21 protein-coding genes and 3 pseudogenes are annotated in these 25,633 nt (G+C 47.9%); 12 read left to right on the top strand and 12 right to left on the bottom strand.

Annotated elements, in window-relative coordinates; genetic code table 11:
- Window positions 1–40: 40 nt before the first annotated feature.
- From porN to BST99_RS13590, 7 genes and pseudogenes are all read right to left on the bottom strand, one after another.
- Window positions 41–934 (bottom strand): type IX secretion system ring subunit PorN/GldN, encoded by an 894-nt coding sequence (porN, locus tag BST99_RS13620; RefSeq protein ID WP_105002539.1) that lies wholly within the window; start codon window positions 932–934, stop codon window positions 41–43.
- 13 nt (window positions 935–947) lie between these two features.
- Window positions 948–2,510 (bottom strand): type IX secretion system motor protein PorM/GldM, encoded by a 1,563-nt coding sequence (porM, locus tag BST99_RS13615; RefSeq protein WP_105002280.1) that lies wholly within the window; start codon window positions 2,508–2,510, stop codon window positions 948–950.
- Between the two features lie 56 nt (window positions 2,511–2,566).
- A pseudogene (gene porL / locus BST99_RS13610) lies at window positions 2,567–3,216 on the bottom strand (type IX secretion system motor protein PorL/GldL).
- A 74-nt stretch (window positions 3,217–3,290) separates the two neighbouring features.
- Window positions 3,291–4,652, bottom strand: coding sequence for a T9SS ring complex lipoprotein PorK/GldK (gene porK, locus BST99_RS13605; protein ID WP_105002279.1), 1,362 nt, complete (start codon window positions 4,650–4,652; stop codon window positions 3,291–3,293).
- 120 nt (window positions 4,653–4,772) lie between these two features.
- A complete protein-coding gene (locus BST99_RS13600; protein ID WP_105002278.1) occupies window positions 4,773–5,930 on the bottom strand; it encodes a formimidoylglutamase in 1,158 nt (385 codons plus the stop codon).
- A 1-nt stretch (window position 5,931) separates the two neighbouring features.
- A pseudogene (gene topA, locus BST99_RS13595) lies at window positions 5,932–8,435 on the bottom strand (type I DNA topoisomerase).
- Between the two features lie 153 nt (window positions 8,436–8,588).
- Window positions 8,589–9,824 (bottom strand): LVIVD repeat-containing protein, encoded by a 1,236-nt coding sequence (locus BST99_RS13590; protein ID WP_105002277.1) that lies wholly within the window; start codon window positions 9,822–9,824, stop codon window positions 8,589–8,591.
- Window positions 9,825–9,966: 142 nt separating this feature from the next.
- On the opposite strand from BST99_RS13590, the gene miaB reads away from it, so the two are divergent.
- From miaB to groL, 7 genes and pseudogenes are all read left to right on the top strand, one after another.
- The gene (gene miaB / locus BST99_RS13585) at window positions 9,967–11,436 is read left to right on the top strand and encodes a tRNA (N6-isopentenyl adenosine(37)-C2)-methylthiotransferase MiaB (protein ID WP_105002276.1); all 1,470 of its coding nucleotides are present in this window, start codon (window positions 9,967–9,969) and stop codon (window positions 11,434–11,436) included.
- A gap of 9 nt (window positions 11,437–11,445) precedes the next feature.
- Complete coding sequence (locus BST99_RS13580) at window positions 11,446–12,729, top strand: sigma 54-interacting transcriptional regulator (protein WP_105002275.1); 1,284 nt, start codon at window positions 11,446–11,448, stop codon at window positions 12,727–12,729.
- Window positions 12,729–13,261 (top strand): annotated as a pseudogene (gene lptE, locus BST99_RS13575) (LPS assembly lipoprotein LptE). The gene BST99_RS13580 and the pseudogene lptE overlap by 1 nt, the downstream one beginning before the upstream one ends.
- An 11-nt stretch (window positions 13,262–13,272) precedes the next feature.
- Complete coding sequence (locus tag BST99_RS13570) at window positions 13,273–14,952, top strand: hypothetical protein (protein WP_146106307.1); 1,680 nt, start codon at window positions 13,273–13,275, stop codon at window positions 14,950–14,952.
- Window positions 14,949–15,323: a preprotein translocase subunit SecG gene (secG, locus tag BST99_RS13565; RefSeq protein ID WP_105002273.1), complete on the top strand. Its 375-nt coding sequence runs from the start codon at window positions 14,949–14,951 to the stop codon at window positions 15,321–15,323. Before BST99_RS13570 ends, secG begins: the two co-directional genes overlap by 4 nt.
- A gap of 137 nt (window positions 15,324–15,460) precedes the next feature.
- Entirely contained in the window at window positions 15,461–15,739 is a 279-nt protein-coding gene (locus BST99_RS13560; protein WP_105002272.1) for a co-chaperone GroES, read from the top strand.
- 60 nt (window positions 15,740–15,799) lie between these two features.
- Window positions 15,800–17,431 carry a chaperonin GroEL gene (gene groL / locus BST99_RS13555; protein ID WP_105002271.1) on the top strand — a complete coding sequence of 544 codons (1,632 nt, stop codon included), beginning with the start codon at window positions 15,800–15,802 and terminating at the stop codon, window positions 17,429–17,431.
- A gap of 57 nt (window positions 17,432–17,488) precedes the next feature.
- Here groL and BST99_RS13550 read toward each other — a convergent pair whose 3' ends face one another.
- The 5 genes from BST99_RS13550 to BST99_RS13530 form a co-directional block, all read right to left on the bottom strand.
- Window positions 17,489–18,217 (bottom strand): heavy metal translocating P-type ATPase, encoded by a 729-nt coding sequence (locus BST99_RS13550; protein WP_245916279.1) that lies wholly within the window; start codon window positions 18,215–18,217, stop codon window positions 17,489–17,491.
- Window positions 18,218–19,048 (bottom strand): NHL repeat-containing protein, encoded by an 831-nt coding sequence (locus tag BST99_RS13545; RefSeq protein ID WP_105002270.1) that lies wholly within the window; start codon window positions 19,046–19,048, stop codon window positions 18,218–18,220.
- The gene (locus BST99_RS13540; RefSeq protein ID WP_245916278.1) at window positions 19,048–19,620 is read right to left on the bottom strand and encodes a heavy-metal-associated domain-containing protein; all 573 of its coding nucleotides are present in this window, start codon (window positions 19,618–19,620) and stop codon (window positions 19,048–19,050) included. Before BST99_RS13540 ends, BST99_RS13545 begins: the two co-directional genes overlap by 1 nt.
- Before the next feature lie 60 nt (window positions 19,621–19,680).
- The gene (locus BST99_RS13535) at window positions 19,681–20,451 is read right to left on the bottom strand and encodes a hypothetical protein (protein WP_105002268.1); all 771 of its coding nucleotides are present in this window, start codon (window positions 20,449–20,451) and stop codon (window positions 19,681–19,683) included.
- 77 nt (window positions 20,452–20,528) lie between these two features.
- Window positions 20,529–20,936 carry an HYC_CC_PP family protein gene (locus BST99_RS13530; protein WP_146106306.1) on the bottom strand — a complete coding sequence of 136 codons (408 nt, stop codon included), beginning with the start codon at window positions 20,934–20,936 and terminating at the stop codon, window positions 20,529–20,531.
- A 106-nt stretch (window positions 20,937–21,042) separates the two neighbouring features.
- On the opposite strand from BST99_RS13530, the gene BST99_RS13525 reads away from it, so the two are divergent.
- The 5 genes from BST99_RS13525 to BST99_RS13505 all read left to right on the top strand — a co-directional run bounded on the left by BST99_RS13525 (window position 21,043) and on the right by BST99_RS13505 (window position 25,633).
- A complete protein-coding gene (locus tag BST99_RS13525; RefSeq protein WP_105002266.1) occupies window positions 21,043–21,519 on the top strand; it encodes a GAF domain-containing protein in 477 nt (158 codons plus the stop codon).
- A 106-nt stretch (window positions 21,520–21,625) separates the two neighbouring features.
- Entirely contained in the window at window positions 21,626–23,170 is a 1,545-nt protein-coding gene (gene purH, locus BST99_RS13520) for a bifunctional phosphoribosylaminoimidazolecarboxamide formyltransferase/IMP cyclohydrolase (RefSeq protein ID WP_105002265.1), read from the top strand.
- Window positions 23,171–23,261: 91 nt separating this feature from the next.
- Window positions 23,262–24,272 (top strand): rod shape-determining protein, encoded by a 1,011-nt coding sequence (locus tag BST99_RS13515; RefSeq protein WP_105002264.1) that lies wholly within the window; start codon window positions 23,262–23,264, stop codon window positions 24,270–24,272.
- A 46-nt stretch (window positions 24,273–24,318) separates the two neighbouring features.
- Window positions 24,319–25,137 (top strand): rod shape-determining protein MreC, encoded by an 819-nt coding sequence (mreC, locus tag BST99_RS13510; RefSeq protein ID WP_105002263.1) that lies wholly within the window; start codon window positions 24,319–24,321, stop codon window positions 25,135–25,137.
- Between the two features lies 1 nt (window position 25,138).
- The gene (locus tag BST99_RS13505; protein WP_245916277.1) at window positions 25,139–25,633 is read left to right on the top strand and encodes a rod shape-determining protein MreD; all 495 of its coding nucleotides are present in this window, start codon (window positions 25,139–25,141) and stop codon (window positions 25,631–25,633) included.

The following is a 25,633-nucleotide window of genomic DNA, read 5'->3' as shown; positions in this document are numbered from 1 at the left end:
CGGTTAATACTTGTGAATTGGAGTGTTTTATAGGATAAGCCTAGTAGGCCCACATGTCTTGTTCGCGGTCGCGGATAGACTCTTTGATCCGATTGGCTTCCAGCAGCTGGAAGAGAGCGTTGTCGAAAATGTACTCGTTGATGTTTCGATCGCCTTGTACATTGTCTTCCCTGTAGATGACACCATTGAATCTCCTCGCATTTAAGAGCATGTCGAAAGAGATCGGCTGGGCCGAATTTCGGGAGTTAAACACCTTGGCATCGTGCAGCAATTGGCGTGCACTCGGATACCAAACCCAGAACAACTCGACTTTGTTTTCTCCAGGGTTTACCGATTCGTCATCGATAAAGTTTACGTCCGGAGCAACAGGAGCGATTCCGAGAATGCGGTATTTCAATTCTCCTTGGCGCTTATCAAAGTACCAGATACCCTTTACACGGAACTCTTCAATGTCCGCACCGGAAATATCTCGGCGGTTAACAAACTCCTCAGACAATTGCTCACCAGCATTGATTTGCTCGTAACCCAAGTCTGTTGTATCCACTTTTGCTAAGGTTGCCGTCAACTCGGTAAACTTTCTCTTTTCGGTAAAGTAAGAGTCGGTATACGCGTCGAGTTTTCCACTTTTAACACCTTTCAGCAAAGTGTAGTACAAAGACTGTCTGTCCGTCCCTATGGTATCGGTTGGGTAGTAGAGCGGAAAATTCACTCGCTCATCCAAGTCGATCACTTCCCATACGGTCTTCGACCAGAGAATATCTCTGTCGTCTACATAACCGTAGGCCAGGGGCTTGTCGTCATCAGCCGCAATCTGCGCTGAAGTCTTACGACCTACCTCTTCTGGACTCCTTGCGTTCAGGATGTTGGCCTGTGCAGACAATGAGAGCGGAAGGCATCCCACTGCAGCAACGATTAAAACTGATTTCCAATTCATAGTCATATAGTTATTAATTCGTAAGCTCTACGACCACCGGAGAAACTTTCTTCAACTTGTAGTTTCTGTTGTTGGTGATGTATGCTTTAATGTCAAAAATCTGTACGTTATCGCCTCGCTTAGCGCGACGGATGGTACTCTTCGCCTGAGCGTTCATACGGTTACCTTTCACGACTACCGTAGGCTGCCCTGGCACTTTGAACTTGAACTCGCTCACCGCAATGTTCAAATCAAAATCAAAGTCTTCCAGCATGGCTCCAACCGTAGCAATTTCCAGGTTACGTTTAGGCATCTTCACACTTCCAGCTTCTCCACGAAGGGTTCCAGAAGGGCGAGGGATATCTTTAATACGGAATTTCGCAGGAGTTCGGATCGTTGTACCGTCAGGCAAAACACCTGAAGCATTGATCGTTACTTCACGACCACTTCCTGGGTTCATGATGTACTTGCTACCACGAACTCTTCTTAGTCCAGGAGCACTAGCGGTTACTTTATCCTCAGCGATTCCAGGAATAGAAATCGTCATTGGGTTAGCAACACCACGGTAAACCACGTTCATCTTGTCCGCAGCGATGTTTGCAGCATTCGGCTTGTTGATGGTAGAGAAACGGCTGTTGGTCACTTCCACTTCGGTTTCTTCACCGTCCTGGTCGTAAAACAATTTTCCGCTCAACTCGTGATCTCCCGCATTACCGGCACCGAACAACAGCTCAACACCACCAGAAACGAGTTTGTAATCTCTCCCTTCACTCAGGGAACGGCCGTCCAACTTCAACTCAGCACGCTTAGGTGTTGCCGAAGCATCGGTTTTCCCGATCGCCAACCTTCCTGAGAACTTCTCACCGGCATAAAAGGCCGTTTTAGAAGGCTGAAGCAAAGTGCTATAGGTATTCAAGGCCAGCGCTTGCTGGTAGTTCCCCTGCAACATCCCCGAAAGGATATCCTGCTCAGTTGCCTGAATATCGTTTTGCAATTGGGTGATCTTGGTCAAAGATGCGATTAGTGGGTACCCTTTGTAGTTGTATTCCAACCACTTAACCATAATCTTCTCACGATTCTCAACCTCATCGGTATTAAAACGACCTTTGATCGACTCTTCAGCCGCAGTCATTTTTTCTCCGTCAATTACTTTAAGAATCGCTTCGCGATAATTATTTACTCGGTCGATAAACTCTTGTCCTGCAGGCTTGTAACCTTCGCCTTCGAAGAATTCATTGTCCAGGTAATCCGCCTTATCCATAACTTGATAATCCTTAGGATCATCTACGTCAGCAGTCATTGCAGTTTTCAACTCTTGCAAGTAGTCAAAGTACTCTTTAGAAAGGGTTTTGACTTGCTCTGCCTTGTTGTAAAGAGCTTCGTATTTGGTCGGGTCTTCACCTTTCTTAATTTCTAAGCTTTCCAAGAAAGCGTCATTAGAGGCGATTTTTTTGGCGTTATCATCTTCGAAACGCTCATTCATGGTTCCGAAAGCGGCCAAGACCTCTTTACTCATATTTAAGGCCAACATCGCGATGAACACCAGATACATCAGGTTGATCATCTTTTGACGTGGCGTCTGTTTTCCTCCAGCCATTTTGTCTATTATTTTTTGTTGATTCTACTTGATTTGGGGACTAATAGCAACAGGAATTACTTCTTGTTCATTGCGGTTAGCATACCACCGTAAACACCATTCAATGAAGAAAGGTTAGAAGCCAAAGACTCCATTTGGTCTTTCAACGCCCCTGCGTTTTGTACCACTTCTTCGTTGATAGAAGCCTGACGAGAAGCACTTTCGAGCTGTACTTTGTACAAGCTGTTCAAAGACTCCATCTGCGCGGCAGCGTGAGACAATTCTTCAGAGTATTTCTTGGTAGACTGAATGGCGTCTGTGGTTGGAGAAATGTTCTTAGCAGCTCCTTCGAAACTGCGGATACTCTCTCCTAAACTGTTCATCAAATTGGCATCGATTTGGGCTTCCTTAAGAAGTTCGTCCAGTTTCCCGGAAAGTAGGCTTTCAGATTCACGAGCTAAAGCAGCTTCGTTTTTTCCTCCTTTTCCATCACCCTTCAATTCTGGGTAGACTAGGGACCAATCAAGATCTTCATCGACTGGTTCGAATGCACTAATTGCAAAGATGAGGCCTCTGTAATAAGACCGAGAGCCAAAAGTTGACTGCCGTTAATTACACCTGGGATCTCCCAGTGAAGGATCTTGAAAAGTGCTCCAATAATAACGACTGAAGCTCCAAGACCGTAGGCCATGTTAAATAGCTTTTTTGTTGATTTAGACTGTGCCATGATTCAAAAATGATTTAAGTTATTATGTATAAGTATTTGGTTAAAGATAAGATAGTGTTCTAAATAGCCAAGAATTACTGAGTTGAGTCCTCCTCGCCCATGTAATCCTGTACCGTTCTGAACCCGACGTAGCTACGAGCTGAGTCCTGGTATTCGTAGTCACGAGTACTCACTTGTAGGAAGTAAGCAACGTCCTTCCACGATCCACCGCGAATCACTTTTCTTCTGTTCTGTGAAGAACCAGCGTTCGGGTTCATGGTCGATACGTATTCATACGCTCCAGGATCGTAGCTTGAGTTGGTCCACTCGGCTACGTTACCAGCCATATTATACAGGTTGTAATCGTTCGGCTCGTAAGACTTCGCTTCAACGGTATACAAAGCGTTGTCGGCCGCGTAATCCCCGCGCTGTGGCTTAAAGTTGGCCATAAAGCAACCGGTATCACTGATTACATAAGGTCCACCCCAAGGGTATGTACCTCCTTCGATCCCACCTCGGGCAGCGTATTCCCACTCCGCCTCCGTTGGCAAACGGAATTGGTTGACAAACTGCTTACCGCGGCTTTTTTGATCGTCGTTCTTGAATTTTGTTCTCCAGTGGCAGAACGCTTGTGCCTGTCTCCAGTTCACCCCAACAACAGGGTACTCACTGTAGGCATCGTGCCAGAAGTAATCGTTGTGCATGGGCTCATTGTAGGAGTACTGGAAGTCGCGGATCCAAACCGTCGTATCCGGATAAATCTTCAGTTCCTCTTGGCGGATGTAGTCTTTTCTGCGGCTTTGCTTTGAGCGAGCAGCAGACTCGATATCCATCCAGGTGTACTTGTACTTCAACTTTTCTACGTCGATGGTACGCTGACCGTTGTAAGTCTCCTCTTCACTTAGGTAAAGAGAGTCCATCACCTCAACATAGTATTCATCCGGATAGTCACTGGTATCCCAGATCAAGTCCACGTCCTTGTTCAAAGCACGTCCCTCGTATCCTGTTGGTCCCAGACCGGAATAGTTGTCGAGCATATAGCGCTCGTAGACTGAAATTTTTGTGGTATCTGCACTGGCGAAGGCGTACTCACCAATCCCGCCGTCGGCAGGCGTAAGTCCCAATTGGTCGGAGAGCTTGGCCAGTTCAAAACGTACAACTGAATCCTTAACCCATTCCACGAATTGGCGGTACTCACTGTTGGTGATTTCCGTGTCGTCCATGTAGAAGGAACGAACGGTTACTGTTCGGGTTGGAGCATTCAGGACTTTGGCCTGATCCTCTTCGGCTTTACCCATGACAAAAGACCCACGCGGAATCAATTCCATTCCGTAGGGTTTTTCTGGGTACCACTTTTTCCCTTTTACACCCACCAATTCTCCTTTAGACCCTGAACTGCCCCCGCAGCTTGCGAGCAGGAAGCCAAGTGCTAGTGTAGGTAGAAATAGCTTTTTCATACTTTAGGTTAAATTTTTCATTTAGGATTTACACATAGTGCACACAAACATATACTCTAAACTTGCTTTCGAGTAAATTATTGTGCGCCACAAGGGCGAATCCATGAAATTTTTATTTGTTTAGTTAAAGCCCTTTTTATAGGCCTTGTACCACCGCTCCGGAATATCTTGGTTACATGCGGCCAAGTAGTCTTCTTCGGTGCAGGGTAATAACGTGACAGAAGGTTTTTTAGTATCCATGGGGACCAAAGCAGGAGCCTCCAACCACCAGCGACTGGTCAGGTGACTCTTGTAGAAAATCAAATCCTCGGTTTCAGTAGGCACCGTGAACTTGACAAAGTCCTCATTTTCCTCGGTCGGCTCTTCTTCGATACGCAGACTCAGCCCTTCTAAGAAGTACCAGATCATCTGCGCCACCAATTGCTGACAAAGGGAGGTGTTCTCCATTTCATAGATACCAAAGAGGAATACCTTGTCACTGATTCCAGCGTAGCGCGCTAGCGCACAAATCTCGCGACCGGTAAAGCCATTAGGTGAGAAGTCTTGATCTTTCCCAACCTCCTGTGCCCGCACAGCATGCATGTCCAGACTGATCAAGTCTGCATTGCGCAGCAAGGGTTCGGCCAATCGGATATCCTTTGCGATATCTCCCAGTCGGTAGGTCTCAAAAAAGAGACGCTCCATCAAATCGATTTCTTCCTGAGCATTGAAGTAGCTCTGGTAACCGATATTGGTCAAATGGTACAGGTTGTTGGGTTTGTCCGTAATGATCTTACTCATATAGGACTGGGTTCCAATCAGTTCATCTTCTTCGCCAAAATCAAAACGACTGTCGATTTGAACGATGCTGATCAGATCCCGAATATTATCGAATCCCCGATAGGTCGGGAAGGTGATGTCTTGTGTTGCTCCGAGCACCAGAGGAATGATGCGCTCTTCCAAGAGGCCGGCCACGATTTCGCGAACGACGAAGTAGGTGTCTTCAATGCGTTCTCCCTCATGCACATCCCCGATATCGATGATGGTGGTGTTCCAGTTCCCCATCATCAGTCGGTACAACTGCAGACGCTGGGTATCCAAATCAAGTTTCTCGGTTCTGCGATCGTAAGGGGTGCGGTGTTCCAATACCCCGAGAATAGCCACGGTGGCGTTGGCAAAAACCGGCATGCCTTTTTGCTCGGTGTGTTTGAAAATGTTTTTCCCAAGAGATTGGGGGGGAAGGAGTTCTGTAAATGCCAGTACCTTTTCACTAACCGGTACCAGAAAATCGTACGCCATACTATTTTTTAGCCTTGGTTTTGGTTTTTCCCTTGGCCGAAGACTTCTTTTTCTTGGGTGCTTTCTCTTCGATAAGGGCTTTAACTTCATCCAAAGATAGGGAAGCTGCGTCGACATCCTTCGACAACTCGATTTTAGTTTTCCCTTTAATAATATTGTGGCGACCCCAGCGGGCTTTTTCGATTCGGATTCCTTCTTCGGACCATTCCTGAACTAGCTTTTCAGCCTCTTTTTTCTTTTTGGCCTCAATCAGCTCCTCAATATCGGCCTGACTAAGGTTGTCGAAGTCGTATTTCTTGTTGACGTTGACAAAGAGACCGTTCCATTTGATGAACGGACCAAAACGACCGACACCTTTGGTCACCTCATGCCCATCGTAGTGAGCAATTGGCGCATCGGCTTTTTTCTTGGCTTCGATCAATTCCTGGGCTCTGCCAAAGTCGACATCAAAAGCGCTTTCGCCTTTGTCCAGCGAAATGAATTTTTTACCCCAACGTACATAGGGTCCGTAACGGCCTACATTGGCCTCCACCTCTTCGCCTTCAAAGACGCCCAGTTTACGTGGAAGTTCGAATAGGGCCATCGCCTCTTCAAAGGTGATGCTGCTGATGGATTGTTCCGGCAACAAACTGGCGAATTGGGGCTTCTCTTCCTCGTCTACCGTACCAATCTGCACCATGGGTCCAAATCGACCCAAACGAGCAGAGACCTGGCGACCCGATTTGGGATCCGTCCCTAACAGACGTTCTCCACTGGCGCGTTCCGCATTTTCTTCTACGTCTTTTACTACAGGACTAAAGTCCTTGTAGAATTCGCGCATGACCTTTTGCCAATCCTCTTCACCGGTGGCAATGTCATCGAACTCCTCCTCTACTCTGGCCGTAAAGTGGTAATCCAAAATGGAACTGAAGTGATTGACCAAGAAGTCGTTCACCACCATTCCTATATCGGTAGGAACCAATTTACCCTTGTCCGATCCAACCATCTCGGTTAATTCTTCGGATTTGAGCTGTCCTCCTTCCAGCACAAGCTGGGTGTATTTTCTTTCTTTTCCTTCAATGGTGCCCTTGACGACGTAGCCGCGGGATTGAATGGTCGAAATCGTCGGTGCATAAGTAGACGGACGTCCAATACCCAACTCTTCCAACTTTTTTACCAAGGAAGCTTCTGTATAGCGGTAAGCCGGGCGTGTAAATCGCTCGGTTGCTGAAGCGTATTTCTGGGTCAGGGATTCACCGACCGCCAGGGCGGGCAACATGCCTTCCTGCTCTTCGGCTCCTTCTCCTTCGTCTTGGCCCTCCAAGTACACTTTCAAGAACCCATCGAATTTGATAACTTCTCCGTTGGCACTGTACTGCTCTTCAAAGGTGCTTCCGGAGATACGCACATTGGTGCGTTCCAGTTGGGCATCACTCATCTGAGAGGCCAAGGTTCTTTTGTAGATCAGATCGTAAAGACGAGCCTGATCCCGTTCCAAGGATGGGGTTGTCCTGCTCATGTCGGTCGGACGAATGGCTTCGTGCGCCTCTTGAGCCCCCTTGCTTTTACCTTTATAGTTACGCGGCTGACTGTAGTTTGCTCCATATTGGCTTTCGATGGCCTGTTGCGCTGCTTGCAGGGCCTCAGGAGAAAGATTCACACTATCGGTACGCATATAGGTAATCAAACCGGCTTCGTAAAGACGTTGGGCAACCTGCATGGTTCTTGAAACCGAGAAATACAGTTTACGGGCCGCCTCTTGCTGTAAGGTCGAGGTGGTAAAGGGTGCGGCCGGAGATTTCTTGGCCGGTTTTTTATCGAGCTTGGCCACCTCAAATTGGGCCAGCTTATTCTTTTCCAGGAATTCCCGCGCTTCTGCTTCTGTGGCAAAAGCTTTGGGCAGCTTGGCTTCAAAGGGAGCGCCTTTATCGCTGACGAACTGGGCCTTGACACGGTAGGATGCTTCGGGCTCAAAGCCTTCAATCTCGCGTTCTCTTTCGACAATCAAACGGACAGCCACCGACTGTACACGCCCAGCCGAAAGACCCGGTTTAATTTTTTTCCAAAGGACAGGAGACAATTGGTAACCCACGAGTCGGTCCAATACGCGTCGGGCCTGCTGGGCATTGACCAAATTGTAATTGATCTCGCGTGGATTGGCAATCGCCTGCTCAATGGCGCGCTTGGTAATCGAGTTAAAGACGATGCGCTTGGTCTTGGATTTGTCGAGCTTGAGCTCTTCCGCCAAGTGCCAAGAAATCGCTTCTCCCTCCCGGTCCTCATCACTTGCGAGCCAGATCAATTCGGCCTTGGCCGCCAGATCCCGCAACTTCTTCACCAGGGATTGCTTGTCTTTATCGACGATGTATTTGGGCTTGAAATCATTGTCGACGTCTACCCCCAATTCCTTGGAGGGCAGATCCGCAATATGACCAAAACTGGACTCTACCGGAAGTCCTTTCCGAGGAAGCGTTCGATGGTTTTGGCCTTAGCCGGTGACTCAACAATTACAAGATTCTTTGCCATGCACAGAGGTTTTCGCTCGACAAAAGTAGAGCAATTTTTTCATACGATTTGTGCCGTGAGTCCGAGGACTCACCCACTTAGAGAAACAAAAAAATATCCCGTTCAACAACGGGATACCTTTCTTTTATATTGTCGAAACGCTGCTTTCTCTTCTTAATCGAGTGCAAAACTACTCAACAAATTCAAGCCCGATTCGGTATAGGTAAATTGGGTTAGCACGTCATCTCCAACAAGCAAGAGACGATCCTCCTGCGGGATAACATCAAAGGTGACAATGTCGCTAAAAACGTCCAGGGTTGTTAAACCCATGATGTCTGTTTTATCAAAGACTTTCAATCCGGATGCTCCATCACAGATAAACAACTTTTCGTCTTTGATCCCCAAGCCATGGGGTTCATCCATGGGATACTGCACGGCCAGGGTAGGATTCTCGATGGTACTGATATCGACAATATAGAGTCCGCTTTCGACTGCTCCACAGGTATTCCCACCTCGTAGCGTCACATAGGCATAGTCGCCATCCACGACGACTGGATCGCAAGCGGTTCCGTGCTGGAATTCGGAAACATAGGCTGGAAAGGCCGGATCCGTAATATCATAAATGTACATCCCGCGTTGTCCTCCCAAGAAAAGGTGGTCGCCACGGTTAAAGATGGTTTCGATATCAAAACTCACAAAGACATCCTGGCCTTCAACAGGATTGCTCACATCCGAAATATCGAAGAGGTTGATGCTGGTTTGATCAACCGCATACAGGTGATCCCCAACAATCTTAAATCGAGCAAGAGATCCTCCTTGCCCTGTACCACCGGAATCGGCATTTTCCGCAATGGCTATATCATCCAGGCCTCCAAAGTTTCTGGTCTGCTCGACTCTGCGAATTTCGGTGGTGGTTTCCCAACCCACGATGAGTTCATTTTCGTAATCGTATTCTACCCATTCGATGATATCGGCATCAAAGGGCCAGATGACATTGTCCTGCAAGACATTTTCCATTCGCGAGATCTCCTGGATGTTGCTGATATCCGAAATATCAAATAATACCAGGTCCCGGATACTGTCAGCGTACAAAACATCGTCTTTGATCGAGATATCCACCGTACCGGCCAAAGAGATGTAGGCGATTTTTTGAGGGGAAGCCGGATTACTGTTGTCAATCACATGAATCCCTTCGTATTTATCATTGATAAAGATCATGTCTTGATAGGTGTAGATCTTCCCGGACTCTTCGATGGGTTGAGGCGGCAAGATGTCGACACTAGTAATAAAGTCGGCCTTGGTCATAATCAAAGGACGGGCAACCAAGTATTCCGCAAACTCGGTTTTCTTCTCGCAGGAAGAAAGCAGTGCAATCACCAGGACCGCCATCAAGGGTTTAAAAATTTTCATAGCTGTTCATTTTTTTTGGTTTAAATACATCGACTAGACGAAAAAGCTTAAACAAAGTTGCGTGGAATCCCTCGGAAAGATTCTGCCAAAATGACATGAAATCTGGAATTCGCATTATCTTTGCCCTCCTAGCAATGCAACGATGAGTAAAGCACGCTTAACAGAACACAAACAGTTGGACGATTCCCGTCAGGGGGAGGCCCTGGCCCCTTCTACAGGCGAAGGCGGTACCCGGCAACTCTACATAGAAAGCTACGGCTGCCAGATGAATTTTTCGGACAGTGAGATCGTCGCTTCCATTCTAGCCAAGGAAGGATTTCGCACCACCGATCAGCTGGAATCGGCCGATTTGGTTTTGGTCAACACCTGTTCCATCCGAGAAAAGGCCGAACTGACTGTTCGCAAGCGCCTCGAGAAATTCCAGGCGGTTAAAAAGCAAAACCCCGGAATGAAGGTGGGAGTCTTGGGCTGTATGGCCGAACGCCTCAAAGCGAAATTCCTCGAAGAAGAACAGATTGTGGATCTGGTCGTTGGTCCGGATGCCTATAAAGACTTACCCAATCTCATTGAAGAGGTGGATGCGGGACGTGAGGCGGTCAACGTCATTCTTTCTAAAGAAGAAACCTATGGAGACGTCGCACCTGTGCGGTTAAATTCCAATGGCGTAACGGCCTTTGTTTCGATCACCCGAGGCTGCGACAATATGTGCACCTTCTGTGTAGTGCCCTTTACGCGGGGCCGGGAACGCAGCCGAGACCCTCAATCCATACTGGAAGAGATTGCCCAGCTGGCTGATCAGGGCTTTAAAGAAGTAACCCTGCTCGGGCAAAATGTCGACAGTTACCTGTGGTACGGTGGCGGTCTGAAAAAGGACTTTGACAAGGCGAGCGATATGCAGAAAGCGACTGCCGTGGATTTCGCCCAACTGCTGGATATGGTGGCCACCGCTCAACCCAAAATGCGCTTTCGCTTTTCGACTTCGAATCCCCAAGACATGACCTTGGATGTGATTCGAAGTATGGCCAAGCACAACAATATTTGCAACTACATCCACCTGCCTATACAGAGTGGAAGCAACCGGATTTTAAAGGCGATGAACCGCCTGCATACCCGGGAAGAATACTTTGAACTCATTGACAATATTCGCGAACTGATTCCGGATTGCGGTATTAGTCAAGACATGATTGCCGGCTTCCCTGGCGAAACCGAGGAAGACCACCAGGACACCCTTTCTTTAATGGAGTACGTCAAGTACGACTTCGGCTTTATGTTCGCCTATTCCGAAAGACCTGGAACGCTGGCGGCTCGGAAATTGGAAGACGACATTCCGGAAGAAGTCAAGAAGAGACGCCTGACCGAAATCATTGATATACAAAGAGCTCACGGGCTCCTCCGTACCCAGCAGCACGTCGGTAAAACCGAAGAAGTTCTGATCGAAGGAACCTCTCGAAAATCCGAGGATCACTGGATGGGTCGCAACTCCCAAAATACGGTGGTGGTCTTCCCCAAAGAAGATTACAAGGTCGGTGAATTTGTGTGGGTTAAAATTGAAGACTGCACCTCGGCTACTTTAATAGGAACTGCTGAAGGCCGCAGCGATATGAACGATTAAGAAACGACTATGGAAAGTGTACAGGGCATAAAACAGCGGTTTGAGCTCATCGGTAACGATGTGAAGCTCAACCGGGCATTGGAGAAGGCCATTCAGGTCGCTCCAACCGATATTTCTGTTCTGGTCACTGGAGAAAGCGGGGTCGGTAAGGAATCCATTCCCAAAATTATCCACTCCCTTTCGCACCGTAAACACGCCAAGTACATCGCTGTCAACTGTGGAGCTATTCCGGAAGGGACCATCGACAGTGAACTTTTCGGTCACGAAAAAGGGGCCTTTACCGGGGCCACCCAAACCCGACGGGGTTACTTTGAAGTGGCTGATGGAGGAACCATCTTCTTGGATGAAGTAGGCGAACTGCCCCTGACGACTCAAGTGCGTTTGCTCCGCGTGTTGGAGAATGGAGAATTCCTTAAAGTCGGTTCTTCCCAGGTACAAAAAACAAATGTCCGTATAGTGGCGGCCACTAACCTGAATATGTATGAGGGAATCAAGAACGGGAAGTTCAGAGAAGACCTCTACTACCGCCTGAGCACTGTGGAGATTACAATTCCACCCTTGCGCGATCGCTCCGAAGACATTCATTTGCTCTTCCGTAAATTCGCCTCGGATTTCGGCAAAAAGTACAAGATGCCCACCATTCGTCTGGATGCTGGAGCCGTCAGCGTACTCGAAAAATACCGCTGGCCCGGGAATATCCGTCAGCTGAGAAATGTCGCCGAACAGGTTTCTGTTTTGGAAGAAAAAAGAGAGGTGGACGCGGCCACGCTTTCGGGCTATCTCAGTCCTGCCGACAGCACCCGCCTGCCCGCCCTAGTGGAGCCCAAAGGAAGCAACAGTGGGGATTTTTCGAACGAGCGCGAGATCCTCTTCAAGTTCTTATTCGAGATGAAGGCCGATCTGAACGACCTGAAAAAATTGACCCTGGAACTGATGCAAAGTGGCAATACCGATCAGGTCAAAGCCGAGAACGAAGGCCTGATTCAAAAGATCTATGGCGAGCATCCCCAGACCGAGGTTTACCAGGAATCGAATGAGGCCGAGATCCTGCACCTGCCTCAGCCACCAGCCACAGAAACAACACCAGCTTACATAGAGAGAGAGCAGCCCAAAGATCGCTTCCACTACGCCGAAGAAATCGAAGAAGAAGAAACCCTATCTTTACAGGAGAAGGAGGTCGAGCTCATCAAGAAATCTTTGGAGCGCAATCGCGGAAAACGCAAAGCAGCTGCCGAAGAATTGGGGATCTCCGAAAGAACACTCTACCGAAAAATTAAACAATACGATTTGTGATGCCTTCGAGATATTCCTCCTACCTCAGCCTGCTTGTGATTTTCGTGCTCGCGAGTTCCTGTGGATTAAAATCCGTGGGGTACAGCTTGTCCGGAGCCAGTGTGGGCGACGCCAAGACTTTTCAGGTGAATTTCTTCCAGAATTTTGCCGACCAGAGCCCCGGTTCAACCATTGAACCCGGGCTTGACCGGGACTTCACCCTAGCCTTGCAAGACCGTATCCGCGACCAGACAAGTCTGGATTTGACCAACTCCAATGCCGATCTGGTGTACGAAGGCGAAATCACCGAATACCGCGTGGCACCGATGACGCAACCGCCAATCAGAGCGCGGCCCAAAACCGCTTGAGTATGACGGTCATGGTTCGCTTTTACAACAACAAAAAGGAAGACAGCGACTTTGAAAGACGCTTCTCTTTCTTCTACGATTTTTCGGCTAATGATTTGCTAGAAAGCGTCAAATCAGAAGCCCATACCGAGATTTTTGAACGCTTGACCAACGATATTTTTCAGGCCTCTCTGGCCGATTGGTAAACCCGCTGATTATGGAGAAAGACGCATTTTTGGCTTTGCTAAAAAGCCCCCCGGAAGAGTACAGCATTGACCAATTGAATCAGCTGGAAGCCCTACTTGGTCAGCACCCGTATTTTCAGACTGCCTGGGCCCTTCACCTGAAAGCCCTTAAGCCCTTTGATGAGGTGGCCTACGATCGGGTCCTCAAGCGTACCGCGGCCCATACCAGTGACCGGGAAGTTCTTTTTGAATTCATAACGGCAGAGGATTTTAGCCCCAATCATTTGGCTGCTGGACATCCGGCTCACCGTAAAAATCGCAAGGAAGATTCCGAAGGCCTGGTTGCCATGGAATCGGCAGATTTGGAGTTTGCCCCTGCGGAGGAAGAAGAAAAAACTGTAGCCACTTCTGAAGATCTGGTCGAAGAACCGGATTGGGATGCTTACGCTTCTCCGGCCCCTGATACAGAAGAAGAAATCGCCGAAGAGACCACAGAAGAAAGTTTCACACTGGACGAAGAGTTAGAAGCGACCTCGGAAGAAGATTCTCGCACCGAAGAGGTTTCCGAAGAAGTGGAGGAGGAACTGAACGAAGTAGAAGCCTCCGAAGAAGTAGAAGAAACAACAACCCAAGAAAGCGAAGAAGAGTGGACTCCGCTCACCGAGGCCGAAATGCGCAGTCTTGGTCTTTTAGATGACCATACTTTGGTTTCAGAGGAAGCCGAAATAGAAGAATCCGAAGAGGAAGAACTGGAAGAAGCTCGAGAAGAGCCATCAAGCGAGATGAGCGAGGAGGCTGAGCCAGAAAACCTGGGTATTGAAGAGGAAGCTCTTTTGGAAGAATTCACCGAAGAGGTAAGCGATGAAATGCTGGAAGAGCTGGCCCTTTCTGAATCTCTAGAGGAAGTGGACGAAACTGAGCCTCTCTCTGAAGAGGATGAAGTCATGGAGACTTCCCTTTCGACCCCTACGGAAGAAAGCGCTCTCAAAGAGAAACCCGAACCTCTTGCCGCGCTTGAAAGCCCAGAAGAACCCGTTGGAGATCAAACTCCGGAAGCCGAAGCGGAGGCAGAACCAACCCAAGATTCCGGAGATGCTTCGCCCTGGTACGACCAGGCCCTGACCGAGGAGGACCAACCTTCCTTTACCCTGAGTGGCGACAGTGAACCTTTGGCAGATTTAGAGCCTATTACGGAGGAGGAAACCGAAATGGATTTGATCGCAGATGCGACACTCTCTTTGGCCAATGAAGATTCCGACCTGAACCGAAACCCCATGTTCCAGACTGATTTTGAGCTGGATGAGGAAGAAAAAGAACCGGCAGGCCCGCCAGCGGAAAAGAGATCCTTTTCGGACTGGCTCCACAAAACCAAGTCCAAGAAAGACGATACCCCTCCTGCACCCCATCCAAGAAGCGATTCGGAAAGAGGCCGTAAGTTCGAAATACTCGACCGTTTTCTCGAGAGCAATCCGAAGATCATTCCGGTGGTGAGCGAAGAAATCACGGTGGATATCGAAGAGTCCGTACAAGTCAATCGGTCAGAAATTATGACTGAGACCCTGGCCCAACTCTATCGGGAGCAAAAGAAGTACAAGAAGGCCCTAAAAGGCTACGAGGTATTGCGTTTGAAATATCCGGAAAAAAGTAGTTTCTTTGCAGCCCAAATTCAAGAGCTGAAGTCTCTTATCAAGGAGAAAAAAAATAAACAATGAGCACGTTTCAAATATTTATCCTCTTAATCATCGTCATCTGCCTGTTGTTGATGTTGGTGATCATGGTACAAAATCCAAAAGGTGGAGGACTTTCCTCTTCATTCGGTGGAGGAGGCAACCAAGTCGTTGGTGGTGTCAAGAAGACAGGAGATTTTCTGGACCGCAGTACTTGGATTTTGGCTGCCTTTTTGATCACGCTCATTTTGTTATCAAATATCACACTGAAAACGCAGTTTGGCAACGTGAGTTCCAAGGTGCTTCCAAACTCAGAGCAATCTGAAGGAGGAGTTCAGGAAGTAGGACCTGGAGAAGCAACGGATGAATTGCCTCCCCTACCTGGTGACCCGACTGAAGAAGAACCAGAAAACTAGGTCTGAACGAACAGAAAAGATATGCCAGCTTGTGACAAGCTGGCATTTTTATTCCAAACTGTCAGTTTGGGGCGATGGCACACTTTATGCCTTGCAAAGGCAACATATCATACAATTCATTCTAAATACTAGTTAGCATGGCTAAACTGAAAATCAAACCTCTTGCAGACCGCGTCCTGGTTGAACCCATGGCCGCTGAAACAAAAACGGCTTCTGGGATTATCATTCCTGACACGGCAAAAGAAAAACCCCAAAAAGGGAAAGTGGTTGCTGTAGGACCCGGAACCAAAGACGAAAGCATGACAGTTTCCGTCGGTGATACGGTACTCTACGGAAAGTACTCTGGTACAGAATTGAAATTGGAAGGGAACGATTACCTGATGATGCGCGAAAGCGACATCTTGGCCATCGTCTAAGTCACTGCAGACACCCTGAATTAATCATTAACCCGAAAAGGAAAAATAAATACAATACCCATGGCAAAAGACATTCAATTTGATGTAGACGCTAGAGACGGCCTGAAAAGAGGAGTTGATGCTCTGGCCAATGCCGTAAAAGTTACCCTAGGACCAAAAGGTCGTAACGTGATTATCAGCAAATCTTTTGGCGCACCTCAAGTCACTAAAGACGGTGTTAGTGTCGCTAAAGAAATCGAGCTGGAGGACGCCCTAGAAAATATGGGAGCGCAAATGGTGAAGGAAGTGGCTTCCAAAACCAACGATTTAGCTGGTGACGGTACCACTACGGCAACCGTACTCGCCCAAGCCATCGTTAAAGAAGGTTTGAAAAATGTCGCCGCTGGCGCCAACCCAATGGACCTAAAGCGCGGAATTGACAAGGCCGTTGAAGCCATCGTCAAAAACCTAGGATCTCAATCCAAGAAAGTCGGAGACTCTTCTGAAAAAATCAAGCAGGTTGCCGCCATCTCTGCCAACAACGACGAGACCATCGGAGAATTGATCTCTGAGGCTTTTGAAAAAGTTGGGAAAGAAGGAGTCATCACCGTAGAAGAAGCAAAAGGAACCGATACCTACGTTGATGTCGTAGAAGGAATGCAATTCGATCGCGGATACCTTTCTCCTTACTTCGTAACCAATTCCGAAAAAATGATCGCTGATCTGGACAACCCGTACATCTTGTTGTTCGACAAAAAGATCTCGGCCATGAAGGATCTTCTTCCTGTACTGGAGCCTGTGGCTCAATCCGGGAAGCCTCTACTGATCATCGCAGAAGATGTTGACGGAGAAGCCTTGGCTACTTTGGTTGTAAACAAACTTCGCGGATCCCTTAAAATCGCTGCGGTAAAAGCCCCTGGATTTGGAGATCGTCGCAAGGCCATGTTGGAAGACATCGCCATCTTGACCAACGCTACGGTTATTTCTGAAGAGCGTGGATTCTCTTTGGAGACCGCTACGGTTGACATGTTGGGTACTTGCGAAAAAGTAACCATCGACAAAGACAACACAACAGTAGTCAACGGTTCTGGTGCGGCTAAAAACATCAAAGCCCGCGTAAACCAAATCAAAGCGCAGATCGAAACAACCACTTCAGATTACGATAAAGAGAAGTTGCAAGAGCGTTTGGCCAAATTGGCTGGAGGTGTTGCTGTTCTTTACGTCGGAGCTGCTTCTGAGGTTGAAATGAAAGAGAAGAAAGACCGTGTTGATGATGCCCTTCACGCCACTCGTGCGGCTGTAGAAGAAGGCATTGTTGCTGGTGGAGGGGTTGCCCTTGTCCGCAGTCAATCCGTCTTGAGCAAAGTAAAAGCCGGAAACGATGATGAGGCGACCGGAATTCAAATCGTTGAACGCGCTATCGAAGCTCCATTGCGAACAATCGTTGCCAATGCTGGTGGTGAAGGTTCTGTAGTGGTTGCCAAAGTAAAAGATGGCAAAGGCGATTTTGGTTACGATGCCAAGTCTGACAAATACACCGAAATGATGAAGGCGGGAATAATTGACCCGACGAAAGTGACGCGTGTAGCACTAGAAAACGCTGCTTCTGTATCTGGAATGATCCTGACAACAGAATGCGCCTTGACAGACATCAAAGAAGATGCTCCTGCTGGTCCTCCAATGGGAGGTGGCGGAATGCCAGGCATGATGTAATCTGTCCTCGATACAATAAAAAACCGGCCTCAAAAGGGCCGGTTTTTTTATTTCTGCTTACAGCAAATACCCATAGGCCGGGAGCATCCAAAGGGCCATGGCGATCATCAGAAGATTTTCAATGAGGGTCGCTTCGGTCATCGGCAGCTTGAGCGCCGTTCCCAGACAGGCACATTGGATGGTGGTGTTACTTCGCAATACCTTCAGCACCCCATAGGTGGTGATTCCAAGAATAACCAAGGTCAACCCCAGCGCCAGTGGCACGGCAAAACGACTCAAAAAGAGCGCCGCCAGAACGAGCTCAATAAAGGGGTACGCCCAAGCATAAGCGGGAACCGCTTTGGCCAAAGGATCGTACATCCGAAAACTCGCGGGAAAGTTCTTGTAGTCCAAGAGTTTGAAGAAGCCAAATACGAGGTAAAAGAGGCCCATGGAATCCAACATGATGGATCCTCTTTGCCAGCTTCCGGAATTCAGGAGCAAACTCGTGATCAGGATTCCGGAGAACACCAACCAAAGCGGGCGCAATTGCCTCCATTTGCTTTGGACCGGTTTTTCCTTTACTTCCGAAACTGCTCGATCCAGGTCAACTACAGTGTACTTTTCCGGAAACAGTGCTTGTAAGCTGTCTGACGAAACGGTTTCTTCGACCTCGAGGCTTACCTTGCCGGATGTCAGTTCAATTTCGGCCTGGCGAATCGACGGATGAGCTTCCAAGGTCTGCTTTACCGAAGCGACGCAGCCCGAACAGGTCATTCCTTGAATTCGTGCCTCCTGTTTCATCATCTACTTTTTTTGAACCGGTGTCAAGGCGTATTTGAGGAGCTCTCCTTTTCTAAAGTTCGCTACCCAAAGAGACTCCCCTTCACTGATCATATCGGTTGGTTTTTCGACCTCGTCATCGAGCAGCTGAAGCACTTCTCCCTGCTTGTTAAATATCCAAACACGATCATTCTCAAAATCGGTCAGGAAGACTTCGGTCTCGGTCACCCAGATGCCCGTCGCTGCATTGAGGTCTTGTTCTTCTCCGATAACGGCCAACGATTGGCCCTCAAAATCGATCAACTGGGCGCGGTGGTTGTAGGCATCGGCAACCCAGATACCCTCTTCGGTAATCTGTACATCTGTTGGGTACAAGAACTCCCCGGGCTCGCTGCCTTTCTTTCCGAAAGTACTCCACTGGCCTTGCTCGTTCTTATAATGCACCTGATTGTTGTAAAAATCCGCAACGGCCATAGTATTTCCTGCAACGGAAACACCTGCCGGTGCATCCAAATTACCGGGCCCCTGGGTTTGCTGGAGAATATCGGCAGCAAAAACACCAATACGGTCATTGCCGTACTGCGGAACATACACAACACCCTCCGCAACATCCAAGTGCATAGGGCGCTCTAAAGAGTCGATATACCGAGCCACCTTTCCGTTTCGGTCGGTTTGAACCAATCGGTTGTTATCGCCGTCCGAAATCCAAAAGCCCTCATCGGTCAAGGCCAGACCGATAGGCCTGACCTCTCCGAGATGAACTGTTTCCTGATAGGACCACTCCTTTTCTTCTGTTCCACAAGAAGAAATCAAAGCGACCAAACCGAGTAGGAGTATACTGCTGAACTTCTTCATTAGTGCTTGCTTTTGGTTCTGTACAAGCAACAAGGAGGCAAAGCGTCATAGGCTTCATCCGTTGCTTTTTTGTTTTCTACATCATGTCCAGCAGCCAAAATAGCATCACGGACGGCATCGGAAGAAGCCTTGGAAGGGTCATAGCCAAAAGTCAATTGGTTGCTTTCGACATCCCAATTGGCCTCACTCACTCCTGTAATCGATAAGGTGGCCTTCTCGATACGGGCCTTGCACATACCACAAACTCCTCGTACAGTGAGTTCTCCTTTTTCAGAGCCTTTGGAAGAAGCACTTGCAAGCATTGCCTCGGAAGTTTCTACTTGCCCATCGGCACGGGTGATCGTCCAGGTTTTCGGGGTATAACCGGCCTTCTCCACTTGCTTAACAACTTGCTCCGCTGTCAACGCCTGGTCTGCAGGATACTCAAAACGAAAATCTCCGGTCTCAATATCAATGGTGATTTTCTTGATTCCTTTAAACTCCTTAAACTTCTTCTCCAGGCCATAGGCACAGAAGGGGCAACCCAATCCGTCGACCTGAACTTCAAAAACATCTCGGCTGCTCTGGGCCACAAGGTGGTACAGAACAACAATAGTAAACTGGTTTGTATAAAACGTTTCATAGTAATCGTATTAAAAAGTGTAGCGAGCCCCTAAAAAGACGCTCTGATTAAGTTTTCGGCCTTCGGCCACATCATTCACTAAGGGAACCTGTACGGCCAGGTCAAAAGTGATGTTCTTCCGCGCGTACTGTATGCCCTGCGCATAGAGCAGCTGGTACCAGCTGCGTTCAAACACCCATACATTGGCATACTCAAAATAGAGGTTCAGCTGTTTGTTGGGGTATTGGGGTTTCAAGAGCGGTAAACCAAATCCCAATTTCTGTTGAAAGGCACTCAGGTTGCCATTGGGCATCCAGTTGTAGCCAATCTCACTGGAGATACCGTATTGCAAGGTCTCGTACCCCGCAATCCAACCAAAATAACTCTGGTATTCGCCCGTGGCAATATCCATCATATCCAAGGAAGGTCCCGTGGGCAACTGCTGAATCGTCTTGAGGACCATTCGAAAAGTCTTCCCAGTAGCGTCCTTGCGGTAAAACTGATACTTTCCCAGGATTTTGATGTCGGATAGCTCTGTACCGGAAGTCCCCCCATCGATACGGTAATCAATAAGAGGAATGTGCACGGCTAACAGGCTGTTGGAACTCGGTAAGTAATGCAACATCAAAGGGATGTAGGCGAAATCCCCACGCTGAGTATTTCGGAATTCCATCAAGGTCTTGGTCGTAAAACTATTACCTCCAAGCATGATGGGTTTGTCGGCCGTTATGGGCGGGCCTTGCGCCTGTAAACAACTCCATCCTACCAAGAGAAAAAGGGCTGCTAAAACATGTTTTTTCATTTGCTAAAAATTGATTTGAATTTAGCCCGGAGAGGGCCATAAGGTTGCGGTCCGGAAAACCGGAAAACACCTCTACATCAAATCAAGTACACCTGAATCCAGGTCAGTCGATCTCGACCAGCCAGGAGTGGTGGTGGTCGGTAAGAATTCGGATAATCCGAAAGGGGTGAATAAACAAGTGGCGAGCTCGGCAATGCATAGCCGCTTGTGGATAGCATAGCGACAAAGGAAACTGCCTGGTCGTGGATTTCATCTTGCTTTTCCACTCCGTAGGCAATGTCATCGCAACAGTGAAAATCGCTGCTCAGCTTATCACAACCTTCTGGGAGTGTTTGGTCCCAAAGGGCTTTGGCCTCCTCCATTCCGCAGGATTCCGCATCACCCAAAATAGCGCGATCCATCACACGACCCATACAGTGGTGCTCTTCCACATGCCAGGAAATACCCGAGAGAAGCACCAGCAGGGAATAACAAACTGCCAGCATGGATTTGCCAATTGCCATACTACAAAGATAATTCATTTGTGTTTTGGACCTAGAACCTTAACAAAAGAGTGGGATTTCTTAACTTTGCCTCCTCATTTTTTGATCCATGACATCGACTGAAAAATCCCCCGTTTTTACCGAACTCAAAAAAGAAGTCCTCCAACTTCTCGAGAGCAACACCTCCAACCCGGATGCCGCTATGCAAGGCATTTGTGACCTGTTACAAAGCCGTATTTCCTACTACAGCTGGGTGGGCTTTTACTTTAAAAATGGCGACAAGCCAGAACTCAAATTACGCGTATTCGCTGGCGAGCCCACTGAACACACCTTGATCCCATTCGGGAAAGGAATTTGCGGACAGGTAGCCGAAAGCAACGAAAATTTTGTGGTACCCGATGTACAAGGCCAAGACAACTACATCGCCTGCAGCATTGACGTCAAATCAGAGATAGTGGTTCCTCTTTTTGTCGAAGGAGAGAACATCGGTCAAATCGATATCGATTCCCATGTACTCGATCCATTTAGTCCGGAAGACGAAGACTTTTTGGAATTCATCAATAGCGAATTGGCCCGCTTGTTTTAAACACAAAACACCTTAACAACTCAGCCCCTATTGTTGATAAACTAACTGGGGCTCAGAGGGCAAATGCCCTACTTTTGCATTTTTACCAATCATACGTTTTTCTGACATGAGCACATCCAAGAAGATCCAATCGGCTCTCATTTCTGTTTTTCACAAAGAAGGGCTAGATCCCTTAGTTAAAGAATTGGCCGCACAAGGCGTAACCCTTTACAGCACAGGGGGAACCGAACGTTTTATTCGGGATCTGGAATTAGATGTAGTGCCCGTTGAAGAATTGACAAGCTACCCTTCCATTTTGGGGGGGCGGGTAAAAACCCTTCACCCCAAGGTCTTTGGTGGAATTCTGAACAGACAGAACGAAGCAAGCGATGTGGCAGAATTGGAAGAGTACGCCATTCCTCAAATCGATTTGGTCGTGGTAGACCTCTACCCTTTTGAGCAAACTGTAGCGAGCGGGGCCAGCGCCCAAGATATTATCGAGAAGATCGATATCGGGGGAATCTCATTGATTCGAGCAGCAGCGAAAAATTACCGCGATGTGGTTTGTATTGCTTCCCGTAACGAATACCCGGAACTTCTGGAACTCATTCAGGGACAAGAAGGCGGGACTACTGAAGCACAGCGCGCTTCTTTTGCACGCAAAGCCTTTGCCGTATCTTCTCATTACGACACTGCGATCCACGCTTACTTCCAGGGATTAGATGAAAGCAGCACCGGTATGGAAAGCCTCAAGCTCAGCGTCGAGCAGGTTATGCCGCTTCGCTATGGAGAGAACCCGCATCAACAAGGGGTCTTTGCGGGAGACTTTGAAGCCCTTTTTGATCAATTGCACGGAAAGGCCCTTTCGTACAACAACCTTTTGGATGTGGACGCGGCCGTATGTCTGATGCAGGAATTTCAGAACGATGCACCCACCTTTGCCATTTTAAAGCACAACAATGCCTGTGGATTGGCGACCAGAGATAACCTCAAGCAAGCCTATGTGGATGCTCTTGCAGGCGATCCGGTTTCTGCCTTCGGAGGTATTTTGATCAGCAACAAAACGATTGATGCCGCAACAGCCGAAGAAATTCACCAACTGTTCTGCGAAGTGGTTATCGCCCCTGATTTTGACAGCGATGCTCTCGAGATCCTCAAAGGAAAAAAGAACCGCATTCTGCTCAAACAAAAACCAACCGCTCTTCCAACAACTCAGGTTCGCAGCTGTTTGAACGGCTACCTGGTTCAAGATCGAGACAACCGTACCGATATGGCCAGCGATCTGGAAGTGGCTACAGAAAGAGCAGCAACAGCAGAAGAAATGGAAGACTTGTTGTTTGCTTCGAAGATTTGCAAACACACCAAAAGCAACACCATTGTTTTGGCTAAAAACAAGCAACTTTTGGCCAGCGGAACAGGACAAACTTCACGGGTAGACGCCCTACAACAAGCTATCCATAAAGCAGGTCATTTTAAGTTTGACCTACAGGGAGCGGTCATGGCGAGTGATGCCTTTTTCCCCTTCCCGGACTGTGTTGAAATCGCACACAACGCTGGAATTGAGTCGGTTATTCAACCAGGAGGTTCGCGCAACGACCAATTGAGTATCGATTTTTGTAATGAAAATCGTATGGCCATGGTAATGACAGGACTACGTCATTTTAAGCATTAATTTTACTACTTTTGCCCCTATATTCGGACAAACTGTCCTATCTTTTCACCACAGAACACTAGCGAAAAAGACATATGGGTTTTTTGATTTTATGACTGAGGAAATCGCCATTGACCTCGGTACTGCCAACACCCTTATAATTCATTCGGATAAGGTCGTCGTTGACAGCCCCTCAATTGTGGCACGAGATAGAATCTCAGGAAAAATTATTGCCGTCGGTCGGGAGGCAAACATGATGCAGGGGAAAACCCACGAAAACATCAAAACCATTCGACCGCTAAAAGACGGAGTGATCGCTGACTTCGACGCTTCAGAGAAGATGATCAATATGTTCATCAAGGGAATCCCTGCTCTGAAAAAAATGTGGTTCCCACCTGCTCTGCGCATGGTGATCTGTATTCCTTCTGGAATTACCGAAGTGGAAATGCGTGCTGTTCGAGAATCAGCCGAACGTGTGAACGGAAAAGAAGTCTACCTGATCCACGAGCCGATGGCGGCTGCGATTGGTATCGGCCTAGACATTATGCAGCCCAAAGGAAATATGATTGTCGATATCGGCGGGGGTACTACTGAGATTGCCGTCATTGCCCTGGGAGGTATTGTCTGTGACAAGTCGGTGAAAATTGCAGGGGATGTCTTCACCAACGACATCATTTACTACATGCGAACCCAGCACAACCTCTACATAGGGGAGAGCACTGCAGAAAACATCAAAATCGAAATTGGTTCTGCCATTGACGATTTACACAGTCCACCAGAGGACAAATCCATTCAGGGTCGGGATTTGCTAACGGGTAAACCGAAGCAGGTGATGATTACCTACCGCGAGATTGCAAAAGCCCTGGATAAAAGTATAGTACGCATCGAGGATGCGGTCATGGAAACCCTTTCTCAAACGCCCCCGGAGCTGGCTGCCGATATTTACAATACCGGTATCTACCTGGCCGGAGGAGGATCCATGCTAAGAGGTCTTGACAGACGTCTTTCACAAAAAACCGATCTTCCTGTCTATATCGCAGAAGATCCGCTTAGAGCGGTTGTGCGAGGTACAGGAATTGCCCTAAAGAATTTATCCCGCTACAAGAACGTATTGATCAAATAGGATCAACACTTTATTTAGGGAAATGGCTTTTTAAGTAGACCTCGGTATGCAACGCATCATCAACTTTATACTCAGTAGAAGAAATACGTTTCTGTACCTTCTTTTGCTCTTTATCGGGATGATGCTCACGGTGCAATCGCACTCCTACCACCAATCCAAGTACTTCAATTCGGCCAATTGGGTCAGTGGTCAGTTCTATTCCATTTCAGGAGGGATTGGCGCCTACTTTGACTTGAAAGGCGAAAACGAAAAACTGCAGGAAGAAAACCGCCGTCTTCGGGAACTCCTCGGTACCCTGGAAGAGGTAGACAGCCTCCAACTGGCTGAAGACTTGCGGGTGTACGAGTATATTTCGGCCCGAGTCAACAAGAACAGCATCACCTCGTACCGCAATTACCTGACCATCAACCGGGGTGCAGCTCATGGGATTGAGGAAGACATGGCGGTCATCACTCCCTTAGGCGTACTGGGGATCATCGAAAACACCAGCCAAAATTTCGCAACGGTTCAGAGCGTCCTGAACGACCGCTCCAGCATCAATGCCATCATCAAAGGCACTGATCAATTTGGTTCCTTGCGGTGGGATGGTGAAGATTTTACCCGAGTGCAGTTGTACGACATCCCCAAACTGGTGCCAATCAAAAAATCGGATACCATTATGACGGGTGGAATGTCAAGCATCTTTCCGCCGAATATTCCGATTGGAGTGGTAGTAGATTATAAGCTCCCCAAAGAAACCAGTTTTTACGAAATTGAAGTGCAGCTCTTCAACGACATGTCCAACGTCCGGAATGTCTACGTGATCCGCAACAACCAAAGAGAAGAAATCCTCAACCTCCAAGCCCAGACCGAAGATGTTGAATAGCATGATCAGCATAAATATCACCCGCTTTATGCTCTTGGTCTTGGCCCAGGTCTGGATTTTGAATAATGTGAATCTGTTGGGGTACATCAACCCCATGATCTACGTACTTTTCTTGTACTGGTACCCCATGCGCCAGAACCGTTCCGTCTTCATCTTAACGAGCTTCGCCTTGGGCTTTGTGATCGATATTTTTTCGGATACGATGGCCATCCACGCCATCTCCTGTATGACCCTGGCCTATATTCGGCCCTTACTTCTGCGTTTTTGCTACGGAAACAACTACGAATTTCAAGGATTTAGCTACACCAATACCACGCGATTACAGAGAATCACCTTCATTATATTACTGGTGGTGATTCACCATTTGATCTTCTTCAGTCTCGAAATTTTAAGTTTCTCCCATTTCGTTATAATTTTGAAGAAGGTGCTGTTTACCAGTGGAATAAGTTTATTCCTTTGTCTGTTGATCAGCTCACTTTTTGCCAAACCGAGTTAA

It is taken from the genome of Aureicoccus marinus, from assembly GCF_002954325.1.
Classification (GTDB): Bacteria; Bacteroidota; Bacteroidia; order Flavobacteriales; family Flavobacteriaceae; genus Aureicoccus; species Aureicoccus marinus.
The sequence above is the reverse complement of the archived record's forward strand: the minus strand, read 5'-3'. Positions and strand labels throughout refer to the sequence as shown.